The 26,296-nt window shown below is 71.3% G+C and carries 28 protein-coding genes; 15 read left to right on the top strand and 13 right to left on the bottom strand.

Annotated features, from left to right (window positions below):
- The first annotated feature begins 1 nt into the window (after position 1).
- On the top strand, positions 2 to 1,195 hold the full coding sequence (gene tuf / locus ABZ928_RS04650; protein ID WP_361515030.1) for an elongation factor Tu: 1,194 nt from the start codon (positions 2 to 4) through the stop codon (positions 1,193 to 1,195).
- Between the two features lie 30 nt (positions 1,196 to 1,225).
- Here tuf and ABZ928_RS04645 read toward each other — a convergent pair whose 3' ends face one another.
- Both ABZ928_RS04645 and ABZ928_RS04640 read right to left on the bottom strand, forming a co-directional pair.
- Complete coding sequence (locus tag ABZ928_RS04645; RefSeq protein WP_361515029.1) at positions 1,226 to 1,606, bottom strand: anti-sigma factor antagonist; 381 nt, start codon at positions 1,604 to 1,606, stop codon at positions 1,226 to 1,228.
- Positions 1,607 to 1,812: 206 nt separating this feature from the next.
- Positions 1,813 to 2,250: a MarR family transcriptional regulator gene (locus ABZ928_RS04640; protein WP_361515028.1), complete on the bottom strand. Its 438-nt coding sequence runs from the start codon at positions 2,248 to 2,250 to the stop codon at positions 1,813 to 1,815.
- A 103-nt stretch (positions 2,251 to 2,353) separates the two neighbouring features.
- On the opposite strand from ABZ928_RS04640, the gene ABZ928_RS04635 reads away from it, so the two are divergent.
- Together ABZ928_RS04635 and ABZ928_RS04630 are read left to right on the top strand one after the other, a co-directional pair.
- Entirely contained in the window at positions 2,354 to 3,808 is a 1,455-nt protein-coding gene (locus tag ABZ928_RS04635; protein ID WP_361515027.1) for an aldehyde dehydrogenase family protein, read from the top strand.
- Positions 3,809 to 3,865: 57 nt separating this feature from the next.
- Positions 3,866 to 4,972: an NAD(P)-dependent alcohol dehydrogenase gene (locus ABZ928_RS04630; RefSeq protein WP_361515026.1), complete on the top strand. Its 1,107-nt coding sequence runs from the start codon at positions 3,866 to 3,868 to the stop codon at positions 4,970 to 4,972.
- A 16-nt stretch (positions 4,973 to 4,988) separates the two neighbouring features.
- Here ABZ928_RS04630 and ABZ928_RS04625 read toward each other — a convergent pair whose 3' ends face one another.
- Positions 4,989 to 5,939, bottom strand: a complete 951-nt coding sequence (locus ABZ928_RS04625; protein ID WP_361515025.1) for an NADP-dependent oxidoreductase — start codon at positions 5,937 to 5,939, stop codon at positions 4,989 to 4,991.
- A 71-nt stretch (positions 5,940 to 6,010) separates the two neighbouring features.
- Between ABZ928_RS04625 and ABZ928_RS04620 the strand changes: the two genes are divergently transcribed.
- Positions 6,011 to 6,970 (top strand): helix-turn-helix domain-containing protein, encoded by a 960-nt coding sequence (locus tag ABZ928_RS04620; RefSeq protein WP_361515024.1) that lies wholly within the window; start codon positions 6,011 to 6,013, stop codon positions 6,968 to 6,970.
- A 64-nt stretch (positions 6,971 to 7,034) separates the two neighbouring features.
- Complete coding sequence (locus tag ABZ928_RS04615; RefSeq protein WP_361515023.1) at positions 7,035 to 7,901, top strand: hypothetical protein; 867 nt, start codon at positions 7,035 to 7,037, stop codon at positions 7,899 to 7,901.
- A 4-nt stretch (positions 7,902 to 7,905) separates the two neighbouring features.
- On the opposite strand, the gene ABZ928_RS04610 is transcribed toward ABZ928_RS04615, so the two are convergent.
- Together ABZ928_RS04610 and ABZ928_RS04605 are read right to left on the bottom strand one after the other, a co-directional pair.
- Positions 7,906 to 8,469, bottom strand: coding sequence for a TetR/AcrR family transcriptional regulator (locus ABZ928_RS04610; protein WP_361515022.1), 564 nt, complete (start codon positions 8,467 to 8,469; stop codon positions 7,906 to 7,908).
- On the bottom strand, positions 8,466 to 8,828 hold the full coding sequence (locus tag ABZ928_RS04605; RefSeq protein WP_361515021.1) for a DUF1304 domain-containing protein: 363 nt from the start codon (positions 8,826 to 8,828) through the stop codon (positions 8,466 to 8,468). The genes ABZ928_RS04610 and ABZ928_RS04605 overlap by 4 nt, the downstream gene beginning before the upstream one ends.
- Positions 8,829 to 8,918: 90 nt before the next feature.
- Here ABZ928_RS04605 and ABZ928_RS04600 point away from each other — a divergent pair, with 90 nt between their 5' ends.
- Complete coding sequence (locus tag ABZ928_RS04600) at positions 8,919 to 9,395, top strand: GNAT family N-acetyltransferase (RefSeq protein ID WP_361515020.1); 477 nt, start codon at positions 8,919 to 8,921, stop codon at positions 9,393 to 9,395.
- On the opposite strand, the gene ABZ928_RS04595 is transcribed toward ABZ928_RS04600, so the two are convergent.
- Entirely contained in the window at positions 9,373 to 10,614 is a 1,242-nt protein-coding gene (locus tag ABZ928_RS04595; protein ID WP_361515019.1) for a helix-turn-helix domain-containing protein, read from the bottom strand. The genes ABZ928_RS04600 and ABZ928_RS04595 overlap by 23 nt on opposite strands.
- A gap of 331 nt (positions 10,615 to 10,945) precedes the next feature.
- Between ABZ928_RS04595 and ABZ928_RS04590 the strand changes: the two genes are divergently transcribed.
- From ABZ928_RS04590 to ABZ928_RS04570, 5 genes are read left to right on the top strand one after another with little or no spacing between them, the layout of a single operon-like run.
- Positions 10,946 to 12,667, top strand: a complete 1,722-nt coding sequence (locus ABZ928_RS04590; protein WP_361515018.1) for an ATP-binding protein — start codon at positions 10,946 to 10,948, stop codon at positions 12,665 to 12,667.
- 4 nt (positions 12,668 to 12,671) lie between these two features.
- Positions 12,672 to 13,082, top strand: coding sequence for a roadblock/LC7 domain-containing protein (locus ABZ928_RS04585; RefSeq protein ID WP_360962141.1), 411 nt, complete (start codon positions 12,672 to 12,674; stop codon positions 13,080 to 13,082).
- Positions 13,079 to 13,450: a DUF742 domain-containing protein gene (locus ABZ928_RS04580; protein ID WP_361515017.1), complete on the top strand. Its 372-nt coding sequence runs from the start codon at positions 13,079 to 13,081 to the stop codon at positions 13,448 to 13,450. The genes ABZ928_RS04585 and ABZ928_RS04580 overlap by 4 nt, the downstream gene beginning before the upstream one ends.
- A complete protein-coding gene (locus ABZ928_RS04575; RefSeq protein WP_361515016.1) occupies positions 13,431 to 14,036 on the top strand; it encodes an ATP/GTP-binding protein in 606 nt (201 codons plus the stop codon). Before ABZ928_RS04580 ends, ABZ928_RS04575 begins: the two co-directional genes overlap by 20 nt.
- Entirely contained in the window at positions 14,033 to 15,280 is a 1,248-nt protein-coding gene (locus tag ABZ928_RS04570; RefSeq protein ID WP_361515015.1) for a cytochrome P450, read from the top strand. Before ABZ928_RS04575 ends, ABZ928_RS04570 begins: the two co-directional genes overlap by 4 nt.
- A 90-nt stretch (positions 15,281 to 15,370) precedes the next feature.
- Here the strand turns inward: ABZ928_RS04570 and ABZ928_RS04565 are convergent, their stop codons facing one another.
- From ABZ928_RS04565 to ABZ928_RS04555, 3 genes are all read right to left on the bottom strand, one after another.
- Positions 15,371 to 17,089 (bottom strand): hypothetical protein, encoded by a 1,719-nt coding sequence (locus ABZ928_RS04565; RefSeq protein ID WP_361515014.1) that lies wholly within the window; start codon positions 17,087 to 17,089, stop codon positions 15,371 to 15,373.
- A gap of 183 nt (positions 17,090 to 17,272) precedes the next feature.
- The gene (locus ABZ928_RS04560; RefSeq protein ID WP_361515013.1) at positions 17,273 to 18,907 is read right to left on the bottom strand and encodes an amidohydrolase; all 1,635 of its coding nucleotides are present in this window, start codon (positions 18,905 to 18,907) and stop codon (positions 17,273 to 17,275) included.
- A 19-nt stretch (positions 18,908 to 18,926) separates the two neighbouring features.
- Positions 18,927 to 20,417: an APC family permease gene (locus ABZ928_RS04555; protein ID WP_361515012.1), complete on the bottom strand. Its 1,491-nt coding sequence runs from the start codon at positions 20,415 to 20,417 to the stop codon at positions 18,927 to 18,929.
- Positions 20,418 to 20,541: 124 nt separating this feature from the next.
- Here ABZ928_RS04555 and ABZ928_RS04550 point away from each other — a divergent pair, with 124 nt between their 5' ends.
- From ABZ928_RS04550 to ABZ928_RS04540, 3 genes are all read left to right on the top strand, one after another.
- Entirely contained in the window at positions 20,542 to 21,249 is a 708-nt protein-coding gene (locus tag ABZ928_RS04550) for a TetR/AcrR family transcriptional regulator (protein WP_361515011.1), read from the top strand.
- A gap of 66 nt (positions 21,250 to 21,315) precedes the next feature.
- Complete coding sequence (locus ABZ928_RS04545; RefSeq protein WP_361515010.1) at positions 21,316 to 21,780, top strand: pyridoxamine 5'-phosphate oxidase family protein; 465 nt, start codon at positions 21,316 to 21,318, stop codon at positions 21,778 to 21,780.
- A 78-nt stretch (positions 21,781 to 21,858) separates the two neighbouring features.
- A complete protein-coding gene (locus tag ABZ928_RS04540) occupies positions 21,859 to 22,251 on the top strand; it encodes a VOC family protein (RefSeq protein WP_361515009.1) in 393 nt (130 codons plus the stop codon).
- 24 nt (positions 22,252 to 22,275) lie between these two features.
- Here the strand turns inward: ABZ928_RS04540 and ABZ928_RS04535 are convergent, their stop codons facing one another.
- Positions 22,276 to 22,584: a DUF4235 domain-containing protein gene (locus ABZ928_RS04535; protein WP_361515008.1), complete on the bottom strand. Its 309-nt coding sequence runs from the start codon at positions 22,582 to 22,584 to the stop codon at positions 22,276 to 22,278.
- Positions 22,585 to 22,608: 24 nt separating this feature from the next.
- Positions 22,609 to 23,592, bottom strand: a complete 984-nt coding sequence (locus ABZ928_RS04530) for a glutathione S-transferase C-terminal domain-containing protein (RefSeq protein WP_361515007.1) — start codon at positions 23,590 to 23,592, stop codon at positions 22,609 to 22,611.
- A 98-nt stretch (positions 23,593 to 23,690) separates the two neighbouring features.
- Here ABZ928_RS04530 and ABZ928_RS04525 point away from each other — a divergent pair, with 98 nt between their 5' ends.
- Positions 23,691 to 24,662 (top strand): cation diffusion facilitator family transporter, encoded by a 972-nt coding sequence (locus ABZ928_RS04525; protein ID WP_361515006.1) that lies wholly within the window; start codon positions 23,691 to 23,693, stop codon positions 24,660 to 24,662.
- A gap of 88 nt (positions 24,663 to 24,750) precedes the next feature.
- On the opposite strand, the gene ABZ928_RS04520 is transcribed toward ABZ928_RS04525, so the two are convergent.
- Both ABZ928_RS04520 and ABZ928_RS04515 read right to left on the bottom strand, forming a co-directional pair.
- Positions 24,751 to 25,200: a nitroreductase family deazaflavin-dependent oxidoreductase gene (locus ABZ928_RS04520; RefSeq protein WP_361515005.1), complete on the bottom strand. Its 450-nt coding sequence runs from the start codon at positions 25,198 to 25,200 to the stop codon at positions 24,751 to 24,753.
- Between the two features lie 228 nt (positions 25,201 to 25,428).
- Positions 25,429 to 26,058, bottom strand: coding sequence for a LysE family transporter (locus ABZ928_RS04515; protein WP_361515004.1), 630 nt, complete (start codon positions 26,056 to 26,058; stop codon positions 25,429 to 25,431).
- Positions 26,059 to 26,296 lie beyond the last annotated feature (238 nt).

Raw genomic sequence — 26,296 nt, 5'->3', positions numbered from 1 at the left:
AGTGGCGAAGGCGAAGTTCGAGCGGACCAAGCCGCATGTGAACATCGGCACCATCGGTCACATCGACCACGGGAAGACGACGCTCACCGCGGCCATCACCAAGGTGCTGCACGACAGGTATCCCGACCTGAACCCGTTCACGCCCTTCGACCAGATCGACAAGGCACCCGAGGAACGGCAGCGCGGCATCACCATCTCCATCGCCCATGTCGAGTACCAGACCGAGCACCGGCACTACGCGCACGTCGACTGCCCGGGCCACGCCGACTACATCAAGAACATGATCACCGGCGCGGCCCAGATGGACGGCGCGATCCTGGTCGTCGCCGCCACCGACGGACCGATGCCGCAGACCAAGGAGCACGTCCTGCTCGCCCGGCAGGTCGGGGTGCCGTACATCGTCGTCGCGCTCAACAAGACCGACATGGTCGACGACGAGGAGATCCTGGAGCTCGTCGAGCTGGAGGTGCGCGAGCTGCTCACCGAGTACGAGTTCCCGGGCGACGACGTCCCGGTCGTACAGGTCTCCGCGCTCAAGGCGCTGGAGGGCGACGCGCAGTGGACCCAGTCGGTGCTCGATCTGCTGGAGGCGGTCGACACGGCGGTGCCGGAGCCGCAGCGGGACGTGGACAAGCCGTTCCTGATGCCGATCGAGGACGTCTTCACGATCACCGGGCGCGGCACGGTCGTCACCGGCCGGATCGAGCGCGGGGTGCTGCATGTGAACAAGGAGGTCGAGATCATCGGCATCCACGAGACCAAGACGAAGACGACCGTCACGGGCATCGAGATGTTCCGCAAGCTCCTCGACGAGGGCCGGGCCGGGGAGAACGTCGGTCTGCTGCTGCGCGGCATCAAGCGGGAGGACGTCGAGCGCGGACAGGTCGTCATCCAGCCGGGCTCGGTCACCCCGCACAAGGAGTTCGAGGCGCGGGCGTACATCCTGTCCAAGGACGAGGGCGGCCGGCACACGCCGTTCTTCGACAACTACCGCCCGCAGTTCTACTTCCGCACGACCGACGTGACCGGTGTGGTGACGCTGCCCAAGGGCACCGAGATGGTCATGCCGGGCGACAACACGACGATGCTCGTGCAGCTGATCCAGCCCATCGCGATGGAGGAGGGGCTGAAGTTCGCCATCCGCGAGGGCGGGCGGACCGTGGGTGCCGGTCAGGTCACCAAGATCGTCAAATAGGGGGCTTCCGTCGTCCTCTGCCGGGGAGCCTCAGAGCGAGCCGGACGTGGCCTCGGACTGTCCCAGGGCCGCGTCCAGCGTCGCGTGCGCGGGCAGCAGCCGGTGCAGGCCGGTGACCCGCATGATGCGCAGGGTCAGGGCGTGATCGCAGACCAGGCGTAACTGTCCGTCGTGGTCGAGCACCCGGCTGCGGGCGCGGTACAGCAGACGCAGTCCGGAGCAGTCGAAGAACTCGACCTGCCCGAGGTCGATCACCACCCGGGAGCCGGTGCGCCCGGTGACCCGGTCCAGATACGGGACGATCTCCAGCGCCGCCGCGATGTCGATCTCGCCGCGGAACTCCAGCACTGTGTGTCCCCGGTCCTGGTGGATGCGCAGATGCCGACTGAGGGGTGCAGGTTCCTGCTGCACGACGACATCGCCTCCCACCGGCTCCTCAGGTATGGGGTTGCAGGTCACCGGGGGCCGGGGTGACGTCGTGCAGCGAGCGTACGAGGCGCAGCCGTGTCACCGGGCCCGGAGTGAGAGCAAATCCTTTCCCCGCCCTGCAAGTTACCCTCGATGGAGTGAATTTGAGCATGTTCGATTGACATATGTCTGTGAATTGCGACCTAGCCCTACGACAGGGCCTGCCAGGCGCGGGAGAGGGCCTGGCGGAACTGCTCGGTCTGGTGGGCGGTGAGATCGCGGACCATCCGCTCCTCCAGCGCGCGCACCGAGTCCTCGCACTGCGCGAGCAGCTCGCGCCCCGCGTCGGTCAGCAGGATCAGCAGCTCCCGGCGGTTGCGCGGATTCCGCTCCCGGCGCACCAGGCCGCGGTTCTCCAGTGACCGTACGAGGTCGGCGATGGACTGGGCCGTGACGAACGAGTCGCGGGCGAGCTGCGCCGCCGAGAGTCCGTCGTGCCGCTCCAGGACGGTCAGGGCCGTGTACTGCAACGCCGTGATCCCGGACGGCTTGACCAGCTCGTCCAGGTGGGAACGGACCACGAGCTCCACTTGTTTGACCATGTAGAGCAGTGACGGGGGCGCCTTGGTCGCCTGGGTGTCGAGCATGAGTTCAGCCTAGAGCATTGACAGGAATCCTGTCTGTAATGAGACTGCGGACCAACAGGAATCCTGTTTGTTGAACACTTGGCAATGAGGCTGAGGAGTGGCGATGACCACCTTCGAGATCGAACCCGGTCGGCTGTTCATCGGGGGGCGGTGGCGCGAGGCCGCCGACGGAGCCCGCACCGAGGTGGTCGACCCGTCCCGGGGCGCGGTCGTCACCACCGTCGCGGAGGCCGGCGCCACCGATGTGGACGCGGCCGTGCGCGCCGCGCGGGAGGCCTACGACGAGGGTTCCTGGTCCGGGCTGAGCGGCCGGGAGCGCGGCCGCGTCCTGCACCGCGTCGCGCAGCTGATACGCGAGAACGCGGACGACATCGCCCGTCTGGAGAGCCTCGACGTCGGCAAGCCGATCACCCTGGCGCACGCCGTGGACGTGACCAACGCGGCCAACGACTACGAGCACTTCGCCGCCCTCGCCCACACCCTCCACGGGGCCAACCGCGACACCCCCCTCAACGCCCTCGCCTACACCCGGCGCGAGCCGCTCGGCGTGGTCGCCGCCATCACGCCCTTCAACTTCCCGCTGATCCTGGCCGGTTCGAAGATCGCCCCGGCGCTCGCCGCGGGCAACACGGTCGTCCACAAGCCGGCCGACGAGACCCCGCTCAGCGCGCTCTACATGGCCAAGCTGTTCCAGGAGGCGGGCGTCCCCGACGGCGTGGTCAACGTCGTCACCGGCGCGGGCCCGGTCGCCGGCGAGGCGCTGCTGCGGCACAGCGGCGTCGACAAGATCGCCTTCACCGGCTCCACCGCGGTCGGCCGGCACGCCGCGAGCGTCGCGGGCGAGGCCCTCAAGCCGGTCACCATGGAACTGGGCGGCAACGCGGCCCATGTCGTCTTCGAGGACGCCGACCTGGAGAAGGCGGTCGGCGCGATCATCAAGGCCTTCGTCTTCAACTCCGGCCAGTTCTGCATGGGCGGCCCGCGCCTGCTGGTGGCCCGCTCCGTCTACAGCACCCTGCTCGGCATCCTGGAGCAGGCCGTGCCCGGCGTCCCGCTCGGCGACCCGCGCCGCCCGGAGACCGTCATCGGACCGATGGCGGGGGAGAAGCACCTCAAGAAGGTCGAGGAGTACGTCGAGCTGGCCCGCAAGGAGGGCGGCCGCATCGTCACCGGCGGGGAGCGCCTCGACCTCGACGGCGGCTACTACTACAAGCCCACCGTCATCGCCGACCTGCCCAACGACTCCCGGGTGATCCAGGAGGAGATCTTCGGACCGGTCCTCACCGTGCAGCCCTTCGACTCCGAGGACGAGGCGATCCGGCTCGCCAACTCCACGCCCTACGGCCTGGCTTCGGGCGTCCAGACCACCAACCTCGCCCGCGCCCACCGCATCGCCGACCGGCTCCAGGCGGGCATCGTCTGGGTCAACGACTGGGCGATGCTCGACCCCGCGGTGCCCTTCGGGGGCGTCAAGGACTCCGGGTTCGGGCGGGAGTACGGGCCGGAGGCGCTCGCCGCGTACACGAAGACCAAGTCCGTCGTCGTCTCGCTCGACTGAACCCACCGGACCGCACCAGCCCGGCCGAACGCGCTCGAGATCAAAGGGAGTTCCCCCATGCCCATCCCCACCCGCGCCGCCGTCGTCGAGTCCGGCGGAGCACCGTTCACCCTGGCCGACGTCCAGCTCGACGAGCCCGGCCCGTACGAGGCCGTCGTACGGATGGTCGCCACCGGTCTGTGCCACACCGACCTCGGTGTGGCGAGCGGCGGGCTGTCCTTCCCGCTGCCCGGGGTCCTCGGCCACGAAGGCGCCGGGGTCGTCGAGGCGGTCGGTCCGGCCGTCACCGGTGTCGCACCGGGCGACCATGTCGTGCTGTCGTTCACGTCCTGCGGGGCGTGCGGCAACTGCAACGGCGGCCACCCGGCGTACTGCGCGACCTGGCTGCCGCTGAACCTCATCGGCGGCCGCCGCGCCGACGGCAGCTCCACGATCAGCCGCGACGGCGAGACGCTGGGCGGCCACTTCTTCGGCCAGTCTTCCTTCGCCGAACGGGCGTTGGTGGACGAGCGCAGCCTCGTCAAGGTCGACCCCGAGGTGCCGCTGGCGTCGATCGCCCCGCTGGGCTGCGGGGTGCAGACCGGCGTCGGCGCCGTCTGGAACGTGCTCAAGCCCGGGACCGGCAGCACGATCGTCGTCCTCGGCGCCGGAGCCGTCGGCCTGTCCGCGGTCATGGCCGCCGCCCTCACCCCGGCCACCACGATCGTCGCCGTCGACCGGGTCGGCGAACGCCTCTCCCTGGCACGGGAGTTGGGCGCCACCCACACCGTCAACGCCGGCGAGGAGGACCTCGGCGAGGCCCTCGCCGCGATCACCGGCGGGCGGGGCGCGGACGGTGTCGTGGAGACCACCGGCAATGTCACCGTCCTGCGCCAGGGCGTCGACGCGCTCGGCGCCCGCGGCACCCTGGTCGTCGTCGGCGCCCCGCCGTTCGGCACCGAGGTCTCCCTCGACGTCAACGGACTGCTCGGCGGCAAGCGGATCGTCGGCCTCACCCTCGGCGACGCCGAGACCCAGGCCTTCATCCCCGCCCTGGTCGACCTGGTGAAGGCGGGACGGCTCCCGCTGCACCGCCTGATCAGCACCTATCCGTTCGCGGACATCGACCAGGCGGTGCGGGACATGGGCGCGGGCAAGGCGATCAAGCCCGTGCTGACCTTCTGAGCGCTGACGCTCCGGATCAGTCCATCGTCAGGACCAGCTTCCCCGCGGTCCGGCCGGTGTCGCCGAGCGCGTGTGCCTCGGCGGCATCGGCCAGCGGGAAGGTGCCGGCGATCGTGGCGCTCAGCTTCCCCGCCTCCACCAGCGCCGCGATCGCCGCCAGCCCGGAGTCGGAGGCGTCCACGAGCATGCGCAGCGCCCGCACACCGAGCCGCTCGGCCTCCTCGTAGAAGTCGTCCGAGCCCACCGGCAGGATCGAGACCACGATGCCGCCGGGCCGCAGCACGCGCAGCGAGCGCGTCGAGGTGTCGCCGCCGATCGTGTCCAGGACCACGTCCACGTCCTTCACGGCCTCCGCGAAGTCCGTCTCCCGGTAGTCGATCGCCTCGTCGACCCCGAGCTCGCGCAGGAAGCCGTGCTTGCCCGCACTCGCCGTGCCGATCACATACGCGCCGCGCGCCTTCGCGATCTGTACGGCCACATGCCCGACCCCGCCCGCCGCCGCGTGGATCAGTACCCGCTGTCCCGGCCGCACGTCGGCGTACTCCGTCAGGGCCTGCCAGGCGGTCAGCGAGACCAGCGGCAGCGCGCCCGCCTGCGTGTGGTCGAGCGCGGCCGGCTTGTGCGCGAACCAGCGTGCCGGGGCGGCGACGTACTCGGCGTGCGAGCCGTGCCCGTACGGGTACGACAGCATGCCGAAGACCTCGTCGCCGGGACGGAAGCGGACCACGCCGATGCCGACCGCCTCGACCACGCCGGAGACGTCCCACCCGAGGACGAAGGGCGGCCGGCCCAGGAGACCGCCGGTCGCGCGGTGCTTCCAGTCGGTCGGGTTGATGCCGGCGGCGCGGACCCGGATCAGGACCTCGTTCGTACGGGGCTCGGGGCGCGGCAGTTCGACGACCTTCAGGACCTCGGGACCGCCGAGGACGTCCTGGCTGATGGCGCGCATCGTGTTCACAGTGCTCATGGTGAACCAGCCTGCCGGGGGTCGCCCGGCAGGAAAATGGCACGATTGCCAAGCTTCGATAGGATCGTGCCATGAACGGTGAGCGGCATGTGGAACGGGTCGTGGTGCTGGCCCTCGACGGCGTCTACCCCTTCGAGCTGGGCATGCCCAGCCGGATCCTCGGCGCCGCCGACGGCCGCTACGAGGTGCTGACCTGCACGGTCGACGGCCGTCCGGTGCGCAGCAACGCCGACTTCGCGATCACCGTCGAGCACGGCCCGGAACTCCTCGCGACGGCGGACACCGTCGTGATCCCGCCCGTCGGCACCGACCGGATCAACGCCGAGCTGCCCGCCGAGGTCACCGCCGCGCTGGCGCTGATCCCGTCCGGCGCCCGGATCGTCTCCATCTGCACCGGCGCGTTCGTCCTCGCGTCGGCCGGATTCCTCGACGGCCGTACGGCGACCACCCACTGGCACCTCGCCGACCGGTTCCGGGCCCTGTTCCCGCACATCACCCTCGACCCGGACGTGCTCTTCGTCGACGACGGCACCGTGCTGACCTCGGCCGGCGCCGCCTCGGGCGTCGACGTGTGCCTGCACCTCGTGCGCAAGGACCACGGCAGCGAACTGGCCAACAAGGTGGCGCGCCGCTGTGTCGTACCGCCGTTCCGCGACGGCGGCCAGGCGCAGTACATCGAACAGCCGGTGCCGGTGCAGGGCGCCGCGAGCACGGCGGCGACCCGCGCCTGGGCCCTCGAACGCCTCGACGAGCCCCTCGCCCTGGCCGACCTCGCCGGCCACGCCCGGATGAGCCTGCGCACCTTCGCCCGCCGCTTCCACGGCGAGGTCGGCCTCAGCCCCGGCCGCTGGCTGATCCAGCAGCGCGTGGCCCGCGCCCGGCATCTGCTGGAGTCCAGCGACCTGTCGGTGGACCAGATCGCCGGCCGCGTCGGCTTCGCCACCGGCGCCTCCCTGCGCCAGCATCTGCACGCGGCGATCGGGGTGTCACCGCAGGCGTACCGGAAGACGTTCCAGACGTCCGCGCGCTGACCGAACGTTTCCCGTCCCTGCCGCGTCGGAGGATCGGGACACGGTCGGGGAGCAGGGGGCGGGGATGCGCGGAAGCGTCGTGGCACGGACAGCACTGACGGCACTCGTGGCGGTGGCCGCCGTCGGGTGCGGGAGCGAGATCCCGGGGGACCTGGTGGTCGAGGGCACAGCCCCGCCCACCCCCTACAGCGGCCCGCTCCACATCGCCGGCAAGCCCTGGGACGAGGAGAAGGACGACCGGTCTGAGCTCATCGACAGCGGCGCGGCAGCCCGTGCCCTGGAGTGCGACGGGGAGATCTACTCGGCCGGCGGCAGCGAACCGTGGAGCGAGGGCGACGGGGGAGAGACACCGGAGGAGGGGCTGAACGCGTACTTCGAGATCGAGCAGCCCGACGTACCGCACGAGGGCTACCGGGTGGAGCGCGAGGAGGGCGGCCGGGTCCTGTACTCCTACGACGTCGGCGGCCGGACCAAGGTGGCGGTGATCGTCGCCGAGAACGGCAAGAACCGGCCCGGTTGGGGCCCGGAGACCAGCGCCTCCTGCGACCCGGCCGAACTCCCGGCGAGCTTCACCGACGCCAAGGAGTACGAGATCTGGACCGACCGGAACGGCAAGCGGGTCTCGGTCAACGTCATCAGCAGCTCGGTCGGACCCGCCCACTGCGACTGGCAGGAGGCGCACTTCCTGGAGCTCGGCGAGGGCAAGGACCGCAGGCTCTACGCCCGCGATCCGCACGACGTGCTCGGCGAGGACATGCTCGAAGCCCCGTACCGCGAGGACGTCACCCCGCCGGCCGACGCCGAGGACACCGGATACCGCCTGGGGGACTGGCGGTTGTGGCTCACGGACGCCAAGGACACGGCGTACGTCCGCACGCCCGACGGCGTGGAGGCATGGCCGCGCGTGAAGCAGGGCATGGCCTGCGCGTGAGCCGTCACCGGCTGGCGTGCAGGGCGACCAGCAACTGCCAGACCTGGTCGGCGATGTCCGCCGGTCCGCCCTCCAGCAGGCCGTGCAGCCAGTCGGCCAGCACCCCCGCGAACGTGGCGGCGACCGCCGAGGCCACCAGCGGGGCGTCGGCGGCGCCCGCGAGTTCGCGCTCACGCAGGCTGTAGGCGCGCAGGTCCCGGTGCAGCACCCGGCCGAGCGGCCCGCCGCCGCCCGGGCTCAACAGCGCCCGGTACAGCGCGGCGTGCGGGGCGAGCGAGGCGAAGAACGCCGGCAGCGCGGGCGGCGCGTGCACCGGGTCGGGCCGTCCACGCCACGCGTGCAGCGCGTCCACGGCCTCGCGTACGACATCGGCGCAGGCGTCGACCGCCAGCGCCTCCAGGCCGTCGTAGTGGACGTAGAACGTGGCCCGTCCGACCCCCGCCCGCCGCGCCAGCGCGGCCACGCCGACCTCGGTGAGCGGGCGTTCGGCGCACTCCGCGAGCAGGGCCTCGCGCAGCCGTGCACGCGTGCGTGCCGCGCGCGGGTCCTCGGCCTCGGCGCGGGTCACCGCGCCAGCAGGACCGCGCCCAGGGCGAGCGCACCGGGCAGGGCCTGCGCGGCCAGGATGCGGATGTTGGCGGTGACCGCGCCGTACACGCCCGCGACGATCACGCAGGACAGGAAGAACACCTGGGCGCGGAAGCCGGTCGGGTCGGCGGCGATCAGACCCCACACCAGGCCCGCCGCGAGGAAGCCGTTGTAGAGCCCCTGGTTGGCGGCCATCGGGGCGGTGGCCTTCGCCATCTCGCGGTCGAAGCCGTGGAAGGACATCCCCGGCTTCTTCTGCCACAGGAACATCTCCATCACCAGGATGTACGCGTGCAGCACGGCCACCAGGGCCACCAGCACATTCGCCACGGCTTCCATGATTTTCCTCGGTCTCTGGTTTCTTGGACGGGTGTCCACTATAGCTGGACAGGTGTCCAGGATGTCACTGCCTCCCGCTAGCCTTCGGGCATGACTGATGAGGACGTGATCGTGCGGCGGGCCCGGGCCGAGGACATACCGGGGCTCGTCGACTCCAGTGCGGGGCTCTTCGCGGAGGACGGCGGGACGCGGGACGCGAGCATCAACGTGGACTGGCCGCGCGAGCACGGGGCGGAGTCGTTCGCGGTGGCACTGGAGGACCCCGCGCGGCTCGTGCTCGCCGTCGAGCACCAGGGGCGGGTCGTCGGGCATCTGATGGGATCCGTGACGGAGCCCACGGCCATGCGCCTGGTGAAGTCCGCGACGCTCGTCAGCATCTACGTCCGCCCCGAGCACCGGCGGGCCCGCGCCGGTGCCGACCTGGTGGCGGAGTTCTTCGCCTGGGCGCGCGAACAGGGCGCCGAACAGACGGAGGTGACCGCCTACGCCGCCAACACCGACGCCATCCGCTTCTACGAACGGGCCGGTTTCACGCCGCACACGCTCACTCTGCGCCGAGCCCTCTGACCCCGCCGCGCAGCGCGAGCGCCCGCAGCGCCAGCTGCATCTCGAACTGGGCCGCGGGGTCGTGGAGCCGGCCGCCGAACAGCTCGTCCAGCTGACGCATGCGGTAGCGGACCGTCTGCGGGTGCACCGCGAGCCGTACGGCGACCTCGCTCGCGTTGTGCCCGCAGCTCAGCCAGCTCAGCAACGTCTCCGCGAGCCGCTCGCGCTGCGGCGGCCGCACCTGCTCCAGCGGCCGCAGCCACCGCTCGGCGAGGGCGTCGACCAAGGCGTCGTCGCGCAGCAGCAGAAGCGTGGCCAAGTGGTCCTGACAGCGGACCAGCTCGCCGTCCGGGAGCACTCCCCGGCGCATCAGCTCCAACGCCTCACCCGCCCACCGCAACGACCGCGCCCCCTCGCGCAGTTCGACGGTCGGTCCCATGGCCGCCCGCAGCCCCTGCAACGCCGTGGCCACGGCCCGCCCCCGCCCGGGCCCTTCAGGATCGGGCACGACCAGCACCGCGGGCCGCACATCGAACCGGGCGAGAAACTCGGGCGGCACGATGGGCGCGCGCCCCGGCGGCCGGCTCCCCGACGGGGGTCCGACGTCCACCGCCACCACCGCCATGGCGCGCGGCACCGCCCAGCGGGCGCTGTGGGCCAGTTCGGCGATCGCCTCGGGTGAGGCCGGGGGGTCGGCCGTCAGGAGGTCGATCAGTCGGGTCCGGCGCTGCTGGATCTCGCCGGCGGCGTGCAGACGGGCCTCGGTGTAGCCGGCCGTCGTCGCCGCGGCCATCTCGTCCAGGTGGAGGAAGAGCGCCTCGCCGAACGCGCCGAGGACAGTGCGCGGCAGCAGGCCCGCGTCGACGAGGGCGTTCACCCGGCGCCATGTCACGCGCGCACCGAGTCTGAGCGCCGACTGGAAGGAGTCGAGGCTGCGCCCCTCCTCCGCCTCCCCGCGCCCGATGCGCTGATAGGTCGCCTGCACCGGCTCCCAGTCGGTGTCCGGCTGGGCCATGCGCTCCAGGAACCCCCGCAGCGCGTGGTCCACGCCCCGGTGCACGGCCTGCATGTAGGTGTCGTCGGCGGGACGGGCGTACTCGGGGATCTCGGTTCTGATCGCCCGTACGACCTCCTCGGTGAGGTCGGTGAAGAACGGTCTGAGGTCGTGGTGCAGACCCGGGGGCAAGGCCTGGAACGGACCGGCCCCGTCGTCGGTCACTATCGCGGCTCTCTTCGACACGGCCGCGACGATACCCGCCAGTAACACATCAGGGCTTATCAATCACGGACAGGGGCGGAAGGCCGGTTTGTCATCCGCTGACAACGTCCGTTTTCACAACTGTGCTGGTCAGTATGGGCATTTGTCGATTTACGTGTCCTGGCGGAGCGTGACGGAACCCTCACCTCCGTACCACCCCGATGTTGATCCTTTCGGGTTCAAACCCGATAAGCTCCCCTCCGGCGCTGCGAGTTGACTCGATCGCAATCGGTCGTTTCGCGATGCGCCCTGCTCAGTGCACTTCCCCCTTGCACACCCCCCTGTTCGATTGTGTTGCTTTCGAAGGATGCAGATGGAACTCGCCACTCCGCCGCCGGCGGCGCGGGCCCCTGTCGCCTGGTACAGCTGGTGGTTGATGCCACTGGCCTTAGGAGGCGGGACGGTTGCCGCCACGTTCATGAGCTCGGAGCGAATAACCACGGCCGTCGCCGGGGCCGCCGCGACGGCGGCGAGTTCCGTGTGCGTCCGGCTCCTGGTCCGTACGCGCAAGCAGTTGCAGCAGGCCGAGAGCGGCTTCCGCGCCTCGCAGGCCGAGCACTCCCAGCAGTGGCAGCAGCATGTGACGGTCCTGGAGCGGAAGTTCGCCGCCGAACACGCCGCCCAGGACGCGCGACTCGCCGAGCTGTCCGCCGGCTACGAGGACCGACTGGCCGAGCAGACCGCCGGCTACGAGGACCGCATCGCCGAGCAGGCCCGGGCCTACGAGGAGCGGCTGACCGACCAGGCCGCCTCCTACGAGGCCCAGCTCGCCGACCGTGCCGCGATCTGGGAGGAGCAGCTGACCCATCAGCTGTCCGCGGTCGCGCGCCTCGCCGACGAGCAACTCCCGGAGGCGCTGGAGCAGTTGCGCGCCGGTGACCCCATCGACGACCTGCTGCCGGCCGCCAACCAGTGCGCCAAGGTCAGCTCCGAACTCCAGGGTGAGCTGCGCAAGGTCCTCAGGACCTCGCTGATCGCCGTCGAGGAGGAGTTCGACCGGTCCACCTCGGCCGAACAGGCCGTCATCAGCATCGGCAACCGCATCCACGTGCTGACCAGCAAGCTCCGTGGCCGGCTCCACGAGATGCAGGGCGAGCACGGCCGGCTGCCGGCGGTGGCGCGCGGACTGATGGAGCTCGACCAGGAGATCGGCCCCGCCGACTGTCTCGCCGCCAGCATCGGCGTGCTGGGCGGCTCGGACCGGCCCGGCCGGCAGTGGCAGGAGCCGCAGCGACTGCTCAGCGTGGTCCGCGGCGGCATCGGCCGGATCAAGGACTTCCACCGGGTCGACGTACGCCATCTGCCCGAACTCGGCGTCGACGGCGGTCTGGTGGACCACCTCACGCTGATCTTCGCGCACCTCCTGGACAACGCGGCACGCTACTCGCCGCCCACCGAGCCGGTGGTCGTCTCCGGCAAGGAGGTGCCCAACGGCGTCGGCATCGAGATCCAGGACTCCGGCAAGGGCCTGAGCGAGGAGAAGAAGCGCGAGGCCGAGCTGGCGCTCACCGGCACCGGAGACGGACCGGGACTCGGCGGCATCACCGAGGACGCCACGATCGGACTCAGGGTCGTCGGAATCCTCGCCCGCCGCTACGGCATCCGCGTCACCTTCGCGGACTCGCCCTGGCTCGGTACCTCGGTGGTCGTCGTGGTCCCCCACAAGTACTTCAGCCCGCTGCCCACGGCCGCACCGGTGGTGCTGGACTCCGCCCCGGCTCCCGTCAGGGAGGAGACCCCGGCGGCACCGGCCGAGCCGGCCGAAGCGACCGAGACGACGGAGGCCGAGGACACCACGCCCGGCGGACTGCCCCGGCGCCGCAGCAGACGGCACGAGGAGGTCCGGCACACCACGGAGCGGACCGAGCCGGACGAGCGGGCGTCAGCCGTCGCCGCCGTCCCGCCGGACGCGTCCTTCGCCGGTCTGGCGGCCTTCGCCACGGCCGGCCGGGAGACCGGCGAGGAGTCCACCGAGGAGGAGACCGCACCTGCCGGACGCGGATCCACCGAGCACCACACTGAAGAGAGCGACTAGTCCCATGACGCAACAGGGAACCGACGTGAGCTGGGCGCTCCGTGATCTCGTGGAGTCCATCCCGGAGATCCGATTCGCCCTCGTGGCCTCCAGCGACGGCAAGGCCATCACCGCCTTCGGCGCCGAGGACCCCGACGACGTCGACCGGTTCGCGGCCGTGGTGGCCGGACTGCAGGCGCTGGCCCAGCCGGTCGCCGAGCAGTTCCCCAAGTACGCGGGGCAGCTCAGGCTGGCGATGATCGAGGTCGACGGCGGGCACCTCTTCGTCGTACGGGCCGGTGTGGAGACGTATCTCGGTGTGCTCGCCCGGGAAGGCCTCGACCAGGGGCTGCTCGGACACCAGATGAGGGATCTGGCCCGGAGGATGGGCGAGCTCCTCGGCACCACTCCGCGCCTGGAGGAGCACTCTGGATGAGTGCTCCCCGCCGGCCCACGGACCCGTCCGGTCTCGAGCGCTACTACGTCCTCACCGGGGGGCGCAGCGGACCGGGCGGTTCGGCGTCGAGTCTCGACGTGGCGACCCTCATCGTCTCCCTGGCCGCTCCCGTACCGGGCATGCAGCACGAGCACGAGGACATCCTCCGGCGCTGCCGCGATCCGCTGTCGGTGGCCGAACTCGGCGCCCATCTCGGATTGCCCTTCAACATTCTCGCGGTGCTGCTCACGGATCTGCTCGAGGCAGGCCGCGTCGAAGCCCGTGACCCCATCCCGGCGCACGGCGCCGGTCGCGGGCCCGACCTCGCGCTCCTTGAGGAGGTACTCAGTGGACTTCAAAGGCTTTGACCATCCGGGCCGGCCGGGTGGGTCCGGTCCCCGCTCGGTGAAGGTGATGATCGCCGGCGGCTTCGGCACCGGGAAGACCACCATGGTCCGCTCGGTCAGCGACATCAAGCCGCTGACCACCGAGGAGACGCTCACCCAGGCCAGTGCCGACGTCGACAAGCTCATCGGCGTCGCCGACAAGACGGAGACCACCGTCAGCCTGGACTTCGGCAAGATCAGCCTCAACGAGAGCCTGATGCTGTACCTGTTCGGCACGCCCGGGCAGGAGCGGTTCTGGTTCCTGTGGAACGGCCTGTTCAAGGGCGCGCTCGGCGCGATCGTCCTGGTGGACACCCGGAGGCTCGCCTCCAGCTTCCGGGCCATCGAGGAGATGGAGCGCCAGGACGTCCCGTTCGTCGTCGCGCTGAACGTCTTCCCCGACTCCAAGGACTATCCGGTCGAGGAGATCCGCGATGCCCTCGACATCCCCGAGCACATCCCGGTCGTGGCCTGCGACGCCCGCGACCGGGCCTCCAGCCGTGATGTGCTCGTCGCGCTGATACGTCACTTGCAGGACCGCTCCGCCGTCGCACTGGAGTCCCGATGAACGACCAGCCCTTAAACGGTCCCGACGCCCCGCGCGGCTGCCCCGTCGCGCACGGGGCCGACCTCACCCGGCTGTTCGGGCCGGAGGCGTCGACCGACCCGTACGGCATCTACGAGCGGCTGCGCAAGGAGCACGGGTCGGTGGCGCCGGTGCTGCTTGAGGGCGACGTGCCGGCCTGGCTGGTCCTCGGGTACCGCGACAACCGCCGGGTGCTGGACAATCCGCGCCAGTTCAGCCGGGACGCGCGGATCTGGCGGGACTGGCGGGAGGGGCACATCCCGGAGACGCACCCGCTGATCCCGATGGTCGGCTGGCGGCCCGACTGCATCTCCCAGGACGGCGAACCGCACCGCCGGCTGCGCGGCGCGGTCACCGACGGGCTGCTCGCGGCGTCCAGCCGTGGGGTGCGGCGGCATGCCACGTTCTTCGCGAACAAGCAGATCGACGCGTTCGCGGACACCGGGCGCGCCGATCTGGTGGCCGACTACGCCGAGTACCTGCCGATGCTCGTGCTCACTCGGATCCTGGGCCTGCCCACGGCGGAAGGGCGGCGCCTGGTCGAGTCGTGCGCCCAGGTCCTCAAGGGCGGTGAGGGCGCTCTGGAGCACAACGACCGGATCATGCAGATCCTCTCGGAGCTCACCGACCGCAAGCGGGCCGAGCCGGGCTCCGACTTCACCACGGCCCTGCTGGCGCACCCGGCCGGCCTCGACCACGACGAGGTCGTCAGCCATCTGCGTCTGGTGCTGATCGCCGCGCACACCACCACCAGCAACCTGCTGGCCCGGGTCCTGCAACTGGTCCTCACCGACGCCGCCCGGCTGTCCGGTCTGGTCAGTGGCCAGCTGAACGTCTCCTCCGTGGTGGAGGAGGTCATGTGGGACACCCCGCCGCTGTCCGTGCTGCCGGGCCGGTTCGCCGCCTCCGACCTGGAGCTGGGCGGCCATCACATCCAGGAGGGCGAAATGCTCATCCTGGGGCTAGCCGCCGGCAACCTCGACCCGGAGGTACGGCCCGACTCGGGCGTCGACGTGCAGGGCAACCAGTCGCATCTGGCGTTCAGCGCCGGACCGCACGAATGCCCGGGACAGAACATCGGCCAGTCCATCATCGAGATCGGCGTGGACGTGCTGCTGCACCGGCTGCCGGGCCTGCGCCTGGCCGTGCCCTCGGAGGAGCTCTCCTCGACGGCCTCCACGTGGGAGTTCCGGCTCGACACCCTGCCGGTCGAGTTCGCTGTGTGACGGCACCTCATCCACACCACCGCTGCCCGGCCGGAATTCCGGCCGGGCAGCGACGTTTCTTCACGGGATCTCCGTCACCGGACCGAGGCGTCAGCCGTCGAGCCAGTCGCCTTCGACGCGCGTAGCCCGGTAGCCCGTGGCGTTCCAGAGGAAGTGCGGGTGGGCGCCGGCGAACATGTAGGCGAGCAGCGCCGTGTCCTCCCGACCGGTCCGCGAGTCGTGCAGGGTGTGGAACTTCTCGGACCCGACCACGCCGGCGTCCTGCTGGATCTCACGCGCGCGGGCCGAGGGCGCCGAAACCCTGGACGCCTCCACGGCGGCGATGTAGGTGCGGCGCAGGATCTCCCAGGCGCTGTCGACGTTGCCCTGCCAGGGGCCGTGCAGCGCCTCGAAGGCGTGCAGTTCGGCGTCGAAGAGCGGCCAGGTCTCCGGGTGCCGGTCACGGCAGCGCGCGGACAGCTCGGCGGCCCGGGGGCTCAGTGCCGGGACGGTGGGCCGCTGGGCGAGGGTGAGCGTGGTGCCGTCGGTGAGGATGCCGGAGCACGAGTTGGGCTGGAGGTCGCACAAGGGGCAGTCGTCGGTCGGCGGGAGCCCCTGGGTGATGCCGTCGAACCACAGGGCGTGCCGGCCCGTGAGCCCCATCCAGGTGATCGTGGTCGTCATCAGCCAGGTGTTCCACATCGGGTCGTGCGCCTCGGGCATGCAGCCGTACTTCACGATGGCTATCGCGCACGCGGCGTAGAGGGCCTTGGTGTGGGTGGGCATCTCGGCGAGCCAGAAGTTGCTGATCTCGCCGGTGAGGGCGTCGGCCCGGACGTCGGTCATGTCGTCGATGGCCCGGCACAGCAGCAGGGAGGCGAGGTTCTCCTCCTGCCAGAGTTCGCCGTCGGGCGCGACGTGCCAGAACAGACAGTCCAGCATCTGAAGGATCGAGTAGGTGCTCTGGTTGAGCGGGTTGCTCTGGGGGAGCGTGACGGCGCCCGAGGCGTGCTGCCGGAGCCAGTACTCGTCGACGGCTCGCTTGTGGGCGGCGAAGAGTCCGCTGACCAGGGCGCGTGCGCTGTTGGTGCTGAAGTTCTCGGCCAGGCGGCCTTCGGCGACCTGGGTGAGGCGCGTGGTGTCGATGGTGTCGATCACGCGTTTGTACTCGTGGAAGACGAGTATGTCGTCCTCGAACCGGTGGCGGTGGCCTATGTCCCGCTCCAGGTCGTTCATCTGCCGGGTCCAGGACCAGCCACCGGTCAGGACGCTGTCGAGCTCCCGGCGGTAGGGCCAGGTCTTGACGGTGAGGGGACGGCCGGCGCTCTGCCGCCAGCCGTAGTCCGCCGGTGTCCGTGCGGGAGGCGTGGGCAGCCGACGGCACAACGGGCAGGCGCAGACGCCCGTCTGCGCCTCCTCGCGCGGCGGGGTCAGGGCCCGGCTCCGCCAAGCCCCTTCCAGCATCAGGCAGGTCAGCCGGCAGAGCTCGACATCGGTGCGGACCTCGGGGAAGGACGCCTCGATCAGGCTCAGGCTGGCGTCGAGGTGCCGCAGCCTTTCCCGGCCCTCCTCGTCGGGCGGCAGGTAAGCGGGCTGCGCCAGCCGCAGCGCCCCCTCCACCCGCAGCGTGGTGCCGACGGGGCGGGGTCCGAGCGCGTCCAGTCGCTGCCGGGCGGTGTTCTGGCTATTTCGGTACTCCTCGGTGCTCCCCTTGACGCGTTCCAGGAAGAGGCGGGCCAGGGCCTCTCCCGGCTCCGTCGGCTGGGGTCGATCGCTTGGCTGTACCGGGATGAAGGAGTTGGAGGACGCCGCCGGAACGGTGTGAGGCATGTGGTTCCTTTCGGGAAACGGTGCGCAGAAACCCCCCACCCCTGCGCGTGGGCGGTCCAGGGGAAAACCGCCCACGCACTCGAACTCGGCTTCGTGGTCCGAAAGTTGAACCTAGAAGCGGAACGAGGCTTCCCAGAGCGTAAATGATCTACACCGTGACCCGACCGTGATCTCCGTTACTGCTCAACCCCGTTGAGCTGCGTACACTCGCGCGCCTCCCACGTACGTGAGCGCCACCCGGGTCTCCGCGATCTCCGTAAGCGGACGATCGAACGGATCGCGGTCCAGCACCACCAGATCCGCCAGCGCCCCCGCCCGCACCACGCCGGCGTCGTCGAGGTGGTTCACATACGCCGAACCCGCCGTGTACGCCGTCAACGCCTCGGCGAGTCCGATGCGTTCGGCGGGCAGGAACACCGGCGCGTCGTGGCCGTCGGGCGTCACCCGGTTGACCGCGACATGGATCCCCTCCAGCGGATCGGGGCTGCTCACCGGCCAGTCGCTGCCCGCGGCGAGCCGGGCGCCGGACCGCAGCAGCGCGCCGAACGGGTACTGCCACGCGGCTCGTTCGGGACCCAGGAAGGGGATGGTGAGCTCGTCCATCTGGGGTTCGTGCGCGGCCCACAGCGGCTGGATGTTGGCGGTGGCGCCGAGCCGCGCGAAACGCGGTACGTCGTCGGGGTGCACGACCTGAAGATGTGCCAGGTGGGGCCGCGTGTCGCTTCGCCCGTTGGCGCCCCGCGCGGCCTCGATCGCGTCCAGCGCGTCGCGTACGGCCCGGTCGCCGAGGGCGTGGAAGTGGCACTGGAAGCCGAGCGCGTCCAACTCGGTGACGTACTTGGGGAGTTGGCCCGGGTCGATGAAGCTCGTGCCCCGATTGGCGGTGGCGCAGCCGCACTTGTCCAGATACGGGTCGAGCAGCGCGGCCGTCCCCGTCTCGGCGACCCCGTCCAGCATCAGCTTGACGGTCCCCGCCCGGAACCGTCCGTGGCTCAACGCGGCCCGCTTCTCCACGAGTTCGGGGATCTGCTCGGCCTCGCGCTCCCGGTCCCACCACAGCGAACCGACGACACGCGCGGTGAGCGAGCCGCCCCGGGCGGCCGTCAGATACGCCTCGGACGGGTCGTCCATGCCGAGGAAGGTCCCGACCAGAGCGTCCTGCCAGGCCGTGATGCCGAGCGAGTGCAGATGGCGCTGGGCGTGCAGCAGGGCGGCGAGCCGGTCGGCGGGCGTGGCCGGGGGAGTGAGCCGGCCGACGAGCTGCATCGCCCCTTCCTGGAGCGTGCCGCTCGGCACGCCCGCGCCGTCGCGGTCGATCCGTCCGTCGGCCGGGTCGGGCGTGTCGCGGGTGATGCCGGCGAGTTCGAGGGCGCGGCTGTTGACCCAGGCGCCGTGGTGGTCGCGGTTGGGCAGATAGACCGGCCGGTCGGGGACGACGGCGTCCAGCAGCTCCTTCGTCGGCGTGCCGCCCGCGAAGGCCTCCATCGACCAGCCGCCGCCGGTGATCCACTCCCGCTCCGGGTGCGCCTCCGCGTAGGCGCGCACGGCGGCGACGGTCTCGTCCGCCGTCCTCGTGCCGGTCAGATCGCACTGGGTGAGTTCGAGACCGGCCGGCACCGGGTGGATGTGCGCGTCCTGGAAGCCGGGGAGCAGCAACCGCCCCGCCAGGTCGACCACTTCGGTGCGCGGTCCCTTGAGGTCGAGGACCTCGTCGTGTCCCACCGCGGTGACGCGTTCGCCGGTGACGGCGACCGCGGTGGCGGTACGGCCCTCGGGGGTGAGGACGGGGCCGCCGGTGAAGAGGAGATCTGCGTACATGGTCCGTTTCCTTGCGGGGTCATCGGGAAGGGGCGAGGAGCTGGGGCGCGTCGGCGTCCGTGCCCTCGCCGGTGCGGAAGTACGGCGACCTGCGCACCCACCGGGCCCACGCGGCGGCCGCGAAGCCCGACGCGATCATCGCCAGGGGCGTGCTGAGCAGGAACCAGCCGTTGCCCGCGCTGAGTTCGAAGTGGTCGGTGGAGGTGTAGAAGGACCAGCCGAGATAGCCGCCGAGGCCGAGCAGGGCCAGCGCGCTCACCGTCGGCAGCACCACGGCCCGCACGCCCTGCCGCCAGTCCTCCCGCAGCAGCGACCGGAAGCGCACCGCCGCCGCGAGCGCCGTCAGCGCGTACGACAGGGCGACCACGATGCCGACCGCGCTCACCGTCGCCATGATCATGTCCGCCAGGCGCGGGATGACCAGGGCGAGCGCCGCGACCCCCGCCGCCAGCGCGCCGATCAGCACGGTGCCGGCGGCCGGAGTCCCGTACCGGGGGCTGACCTTGGACCACACCGGCCCGAGCGTACGGTCCCGGCTCATCGCGAACATCGACCGGGCCGTCGGGATCACCCCGGCCTGGAGCGAGGCGACCGCCGAGAACATCAGCGCGACGAGGGGGAGCGCGGCCAGCGGCTGCGAGGCGAGCCGGTCGCCGAAGTACGCCAGGCCCTCGGCCCCGTGCCCCGCCAATTCCCCCTCCGACAGCACACGTTGGAAGGCGACCGAACCGATGAGGAACAGCACCAGCATGGTGACCAGGGTCGTGAGCCCGGCCCGGGACGCGTCCCGGGGGTCGCGCACCTCCTCCGAGACGCTGAACGCGCTCTCGAAGCCCCAGTAACAGAAGACCGACAGCAGCATGCCCTGCGCCAGCGCGGTCGCCGACGGGATCGCGAACGGGTCGAACCAGCTCAGGCTGAAGGAGTGCGGGCCGGTGACGATGCCGTATCCGCAGAAGCCCAGCAGGACGACGTACTCGAAGACCAGCAGCCCGCCCTGGAGCCGGGCCGCGGTCCTCACCCCGGTGACGGCGGTGAGGGTGACCGCGACCAGGACGAAGATGCCGAGCGCCGTCGTCTGGGCCGTCGATCCCGGGTCCAGGGCGAGTCCGCCGAGCCGGTGCAGGCCCGCGTCCCCGGCCAGCTGGATCAGGGCGGAGCCGGTGACGGCCGTGGTGTAGGCGAGGAAGGCTACCGTCGCCACGATGTTCACCCAGCCGGTCATGAAACCGAGCCAGGGGCTGAGCGAACGGCCCACCCACACATAGCCGTTGCCCGCGTTCGGCTCCACGCGGTTGAGCCGGGAGTAGGCGCCGGCGATGCCCAGGACCGGCAGGAACGCCAGCAGCATGATCGCCGGCAGATGCAGGCCCACGACCCCGGCCGTGACACCGAGGCCGATGCCGATGCTGGTGGTCGCCGCCGTGCTCGACGCGGCGATGGCCACGCCGTCGAGGACACCGAGGGACTTGCGCAGGGTGGGCCCTGCGGAGGGGGCGTGGTCGGACATGGGCGGTTCTCCGCTCGCACCGGGGGGCCTGGTCGGCCCCGGTGAGGCGACATGAAACTGTCCCGGGGGTTAACAGGTCAACGGTGTTGTCATAAGGTGCGTCCACCGGCCCCAGGAGGCAGTCATGAGCGACCGCGTCGTACCGCCCGCAGACCGGCGGCGCAGACGCCCCACCAAACAGGGCGTCGTGCTGTCCGAGGAGCTGATCGTCGAGACGGCCCTCAGGCTGATCGAGGAGCACGGCGCCGACGCCCTCTCGGTGCGCCGGCTTGGCCGCGCCCTCGGCGCCGACCCCAGCTCGCTGTACCGCTACTTCCGGCACACCGACGACCTGATGCTGGCCGTCGCCGACGAACTCATCGGCCGCACCCTGCGGATCTGGCGGCCCACCGGCGACTGGCGCGCCGACCTGCGCGACCTCGGTCTGCGCATGCACGCGAGCGCCCTCGCCCATCCCCGGGCGGCGGTGCTCAGCTCGCACCGCGTCACCGGCCGCGGGCACGAGATCCAGGCCGTGGAGACCATCATCGGCGTGCTGCGCGACGCGGGCTTCCCCGACGCCGAGGCGGTGCGGATCTACCACGCCTTCGTCGACCAGGCCCTCGCCTTCGCCGCCCTCGACTCGGCGAGCACCGCGCTGCCCAAGTCCGCCCGGGACGCGGAACTGGGGGTGTGGCGGGCGACGTACGCCCGGCTGCCCGCCGACACCCACCCCCACATCGCCGCGACCGCCCGCCACCTCGTCACCGACATGCCGCGCAGCTCCTACCCGGCCGCCCTGGACATGCTGCTCAGCGCGGCCGCGGCACGACTTGCGGAGATCACTGCCTAGCCGGGCCGCCGGGGGCCAGACTGGGGGCGACCGTCGCACATCGCCCGGCGAGGAGGCCGTTCACCGATGACCCCAGCACCCGCACGCCCCGCCAAGCAGCGCAAGCAGGACACCCTGAACCGCCTGGAGCACGACGAGGACGTGTGGGTCGCCACCGCGAACGCCGACGGGGGAGTGCCCTTCCTCGTGCCGCTGTCCTTCTTCTGGGACGGCGCGACCCTGCTCCTGGCCACCCCCGCCGCCAGCCCCACCGGCCGCAACCTCAAGGAGACCGGCAGGACCCGGCTCGGCCTCGGACCCACCCGGGACGTCGTGATGATCGAGGGCACGGTCGACACGTACACCCCCGCCGAGCTGGGCACCGAGGAAGCCGACCGCTTCGCCGCCGCCACCGGCTTCGAGCCGCGGGAACTCGCCACGCCCTACCTGTACTTCAGGGTCCGGCCGACCCGGGTGCAGGCGTGGCGGGAGGCCAACGAGCTGGCCGGGCGGGAGCTGATGCGGGACGGGGAGTGGCTGATCGCGGACTGAAGCGGGCGGTTCGGGATATCCGGCAGGTACAGGGCGCGGGACAGCAACGTCCCGCGCCCCGGACCGTTCGGAGGAGACATGGCACTGGTGAAAGCGGGCCTCGTGGTGCTCGACTGCGCCGAGCCGGAGAAGCTCGCCGCGTTCTACAAGGAACTGCTGGAGGCGCAGGAGACCGGCGCGAGCGCCAACCGCGTCGAGATCCAGGGCGCCGGCGGGACCCGGCTGGCCTTCCGCCGGGACGTCAACGCCACCCCGCCCAGCTGGCCACGCCCCGAGAACTCCCTCCAGGCCCACCTCGACTTCGTCGTCGAGGACCTCGACGAGGCCGAGCGGCGCATCGTCGGACTCGGCGGGCGCCCGCTGGAGACCAAGGACGCCTCGGGCCCGTTCGAGGAACGCGGCTACGCCGACCCTGCGGGACACTCCTTCACCCTGCGGCGCGTCCCGCCGACGGCACCCAAACAAGGCTGAGGCGCCGGGAAACGCGCCGGCGCGTCAGTCCCGGCCGCCCTTGTCGTCGGTCGGCCAGACCCCGGTGGACCGCTCGATGGCCTTCGCGCCCGTGCGGTCCACCGCACTGCGCACGACCGCGAAGATGGCGCCCTGGACCGCCGCGGCCAGCAGGATCTCACCCCAGCCGCGGTCCCGGTCCAGCGCGTCGGGCGCATCGTCCTCGTGCCGGATCGCCTTCCACGTCTTCTGGAAGGCGAGCCCCGACAGCCACCCGCTGGACCAGCCCAGCACGAACCCGACGGGCTTGTACGCGAGGGGCAGCTTGAGCCTCTTCTTCTGCTTCTTGGCCATGTACGTCTCCTGCGTCCGTGTCGGTCAGAGCTGTTCCGGTGCCGGCCGCGGCGGTGTCCCGTCGCCGAACGGCCTGCCGCCCAGCTCCTCGCGGTGATGCGCGGTCAGCCAGCCGGACAGGTCGGGGCCGACCGGCACGACGCCGGTCGGGTTGATGCCGGAATGCACCTGGTAGTAGTGCCGCTTGATGTGGTCGAAGTCGACGGTGTCACCGAAGCCCGGCGTCTGGTAGAGGTCGCGGACATAAGCCCACAGCACCTGGTTCTCCGTCAGCTTCCAGCGGTTGCACTTGAAGTGGCCGTGGTAGACGGCGTCGAAGCGGACCAGCGTGGTGAACAGCCGGATGTCCGCCTCGGTGATCGTGTCGCCGACGAGATACCGCTGCCGGGCCAGCCGCGGGGTCAGCAGCTCCAGTCGTCGGAACACACCCGCGCACGCCTCCTCGTACTCCTGCTGCCCGGTCGCGAAGCCCGCCCGGTACACCCCGTTGTTGACGTCCTCGTAGACGTCCGCCATCACCGAGTCGATCTCGTCGCGCAGCGCCCTCGGGTACAGGTCGGGGGCGCCCTCCCGGTGCAGGGCCGTCCACTCGGTGGCGAGGTCCAGGGTGAGCTGCTGGTAGTCGTTGGTGACCAGCTTCCCGCTCGGCACGTCCACGATCGCGGGCACGCTCACCCCGCCCGGGTGACCGGGCTCGCGCCGGTCGTAGGCCTCGGCGAGGTAGCGGATGCCGAGGACCGGGTCACGGCCGCCCGGGTCGAGGGTGAAGCGCCAGCTGCGGTCGTCCTGGATGGGATCCGCGACGGCCAGCGACAGGGCCTCCTCCAGGCCGAGCAGCCGCCGGGACACCAGCGCCCGGCTCGCCCACGGACAGGCCCGGCTGACGACCAGCCGGTAGCGGCCGGACTCCACCGGCCAGCCGTCGCGGCCGTCCGCGGTGATCCGGTCCGTGAAATGGGCCTTGGACCGCTTGAACGTCTCGTTGCCGTACGCGCGATTGCCGGGCATGCCGCCTCCTTGCCACTCGGGGCCACTCGGAACCAGCCCCTGGACCGGGTTCCCTGATTTCGGCGTGTGAGCCGCCCCCGCCGGGGCAGTCGGCGTAGGTGAGCGGCACGCGGAAGGGTGAGCGGGCGGACCGGCGCACACGCGTCACGGTCCTGGTGGCGCTGGCGGCCAATCTGGTGATCGCCGTCGCCAAGGCGGTCGGGGGTCTCGTCGCGCACTCGCCGGCGCTGCTGTCGGAGGCCGCGCACTCCGTGGCCGACAGCCTCAACGAGGTCTTCCTCCTCGCCGCGCTGCGCCGCAGCCGCCGCCCCGCCGACCGGCGCCACCCCTTCGGCTACGGCAAGGAACGCTACTTCTGGTCGCTCCTCGCCGCGGTCGGCATCTTCGTCATGGGCGGCTGCTTCTCCTTCTTCCAGGGCTTCGAGGCGCTCCGCAACGGCGCCGAGGAGGAGCTCAGCGGATATGTCGCGGGTCTCGTCGTGCTGGGGGTCGCCTTCCTCGCCGAGGGCGCGTCCCTGGTGCGGGCGCTCCATCAGATGCACCGGCAGGGCGGCACCGACGGCGGCCTGCGCGACCCGGCCCTGCGCACGGTGGTCGCCGAGGACGGCACGGCGGTGCTCGGTGTCACCCTCGCCATGGCGGGCATGGCCCTGCACATGGTCACCGGGCAGGTCGTGTGGGAGGCGTCCGCCTCGCTGGCGATCGGGGCGCTGCTCGTCTACGTCGCCTACCGGCTGGGCCGCGACGCCCGCGACCAGCTGATCGGCGAGGCCGCCGACCCCGAGACCAGCGGCCGGATGCGGGAACTGCTGGAGGAACAGCCCGAGATCGACAGCGTGGAGGCGCTGTTCACGATGAAGACGGGACTGGAGACATGCCTGGTGGCCGCCCGGGTGGACCTGGTGCCCGGCATCGACAGCGAACGGGTCGAGGAGGTCGCCGTCCGCATCAAGCGGTCCCTCGCCGAGACCTTCGCCGAGGCCGACCAGATCTTCCTCGACATCACCGACCGGCCGGCGCGCGAGGCAGCGGAGAGCCCCGCCGCGACGGGGGAACGCGGCGGGGCCTGAGCCTCAGGTGCCCGGGGGACAGGGCTTCATGCGTCCTCGTACAAGATTTTTTGTTCGAGGCCGGGACACCCGCCCGGAAGGGCCCTTATCAGTCCTTGTCGGCCGGTTCGAGCACGAAGACGGGGATCTCCCGGTCCGTCTTCTCCTGGTAGTCGGCGTACGGCGGATAAGCCGCGACCGCGCGCTCCCACCACTCGGCCTTCTCCGCCCCCGTCACCTCACGGGCGGTCATGTCCTGCTTCTGGGGCCCGTCCTGGAGCTCCACCCGGGGATCGGCCTTGACGTTGTGGTACCAGACCGGATGCTTGGGCGCCCCGCCCAGGGAGGCGACCGCGGCGTACCGGCCGTCGTGCTCGACGCGCATCAGTGGCGTCTTGCGGATCTTGCCGCTCCTGACCCCCACGGTGGTCAGAAGGATGACGGGCATCCCCGTGCCCCGCAGCGTGGTCCCCTCGGTGCCGCCGGAGCGCTCGTACAGCTCCACCTGCTCCCGCACCCACCCCGTCGGACTCGGCTCGTACTCGCCCTCAAGAGGCATGACATCCGTCCCATCGTCGTCGTGTGTCCTACGGCTGACTGACACCGACCTTCAACACCGGACCCCTCAGGATTCATCCGTACCGCGAGCCCGGCCCCATGACCTCGGAGGTAATCGGGCGTCCGTATCGCGCCAGGTTCGCCCTGCGGCTGACCGTCGAGAACGGACTGATCGTCCGCCATCACGCGTACGAGGACAGCCTCGCCGTGGCCCGGGCTTTCCCGCCTCTCACCCCGGCAGCATCATCCGCACCGCCAGCCCCGTGATCACACCGCTCGACACCACCGCCGTCACCAGCCGTCCCCGGCGTCCGGTGAGCACCCTGCCGAGCAGCGCGCCTCCCCCGGCCAGCAGCAGCTGCCAGCTCGCGGAGGCGACGAAGGCCGCCAGGACGAACACGCCCTGTTCCAGCGGGCCGACGGTGTCCGTGGCGCGGGTGCCGAGGACCAGGGCGACGAAGTAGATGACGGTGGTGGGGTTGAGCAGGGTGATCCCGAGCAGCGCCAGAAAGGCCCGCGCGGGGCTCGGGGGAGGGGGGTCGGTGCGCAGGGCGGGCCGGCAGCCCCGGTACTGGCGTACGGCGGTGACCGCGCCGCGCGCCGCCAAGGCGAGCAGCAGCAGCGCGGAGGCCCAGCGCAGCGGACCGAGCACCGGACGCAGCGCATCGGCCAGGGCGGTGCCGCCGAGTGTGGCGAGGAGGGCGTAGAGCCCGTCCGCGAGGGCGACGCCCAGCGCGGCGCCGACGCCGATGCGGAGGGAGGTGCGGGCGGTGAGGGAGACGAGATAGGTCGCGACCGCGCCGACGGGCACGGCGATGCCGTACCCCGCGAGCAGTCCCGCGACGAGCGCGGCGATCACGACACGGGAAGTGTCGGCCCCCACGGTCGGCCGGACTGCTGCTGGAACCGCACCGGACGAACGGCGGCGGTCAGCGGCAGCGGGGCATCGAAGGTAGGCATGCCGGGATTCTGCGGGCGGGCCCGGGCGGACGACAACCGAATTACCGGGCACCGCTGCACGGGGAGATCTCCGTCAGGATCGCGCCAGATTGCGCATCCGGGGGATCTGGCCGAACTTGCTGTCCCGCAACTAGATG

Origin of the sequence: Streptomyces sp. NPDC046909, from assembly GCF_040644695.1 — a bacterium.
GTDB lineage: Bacteria > Actinomycetota > Actinomycetes > Streptomycetales > Streptomycetaceae > Streptomyces.
Note: the sequence above shows the minus strand (reverse complement) of the source record. Positions and strands in the feature narration are given on the sequence as shown.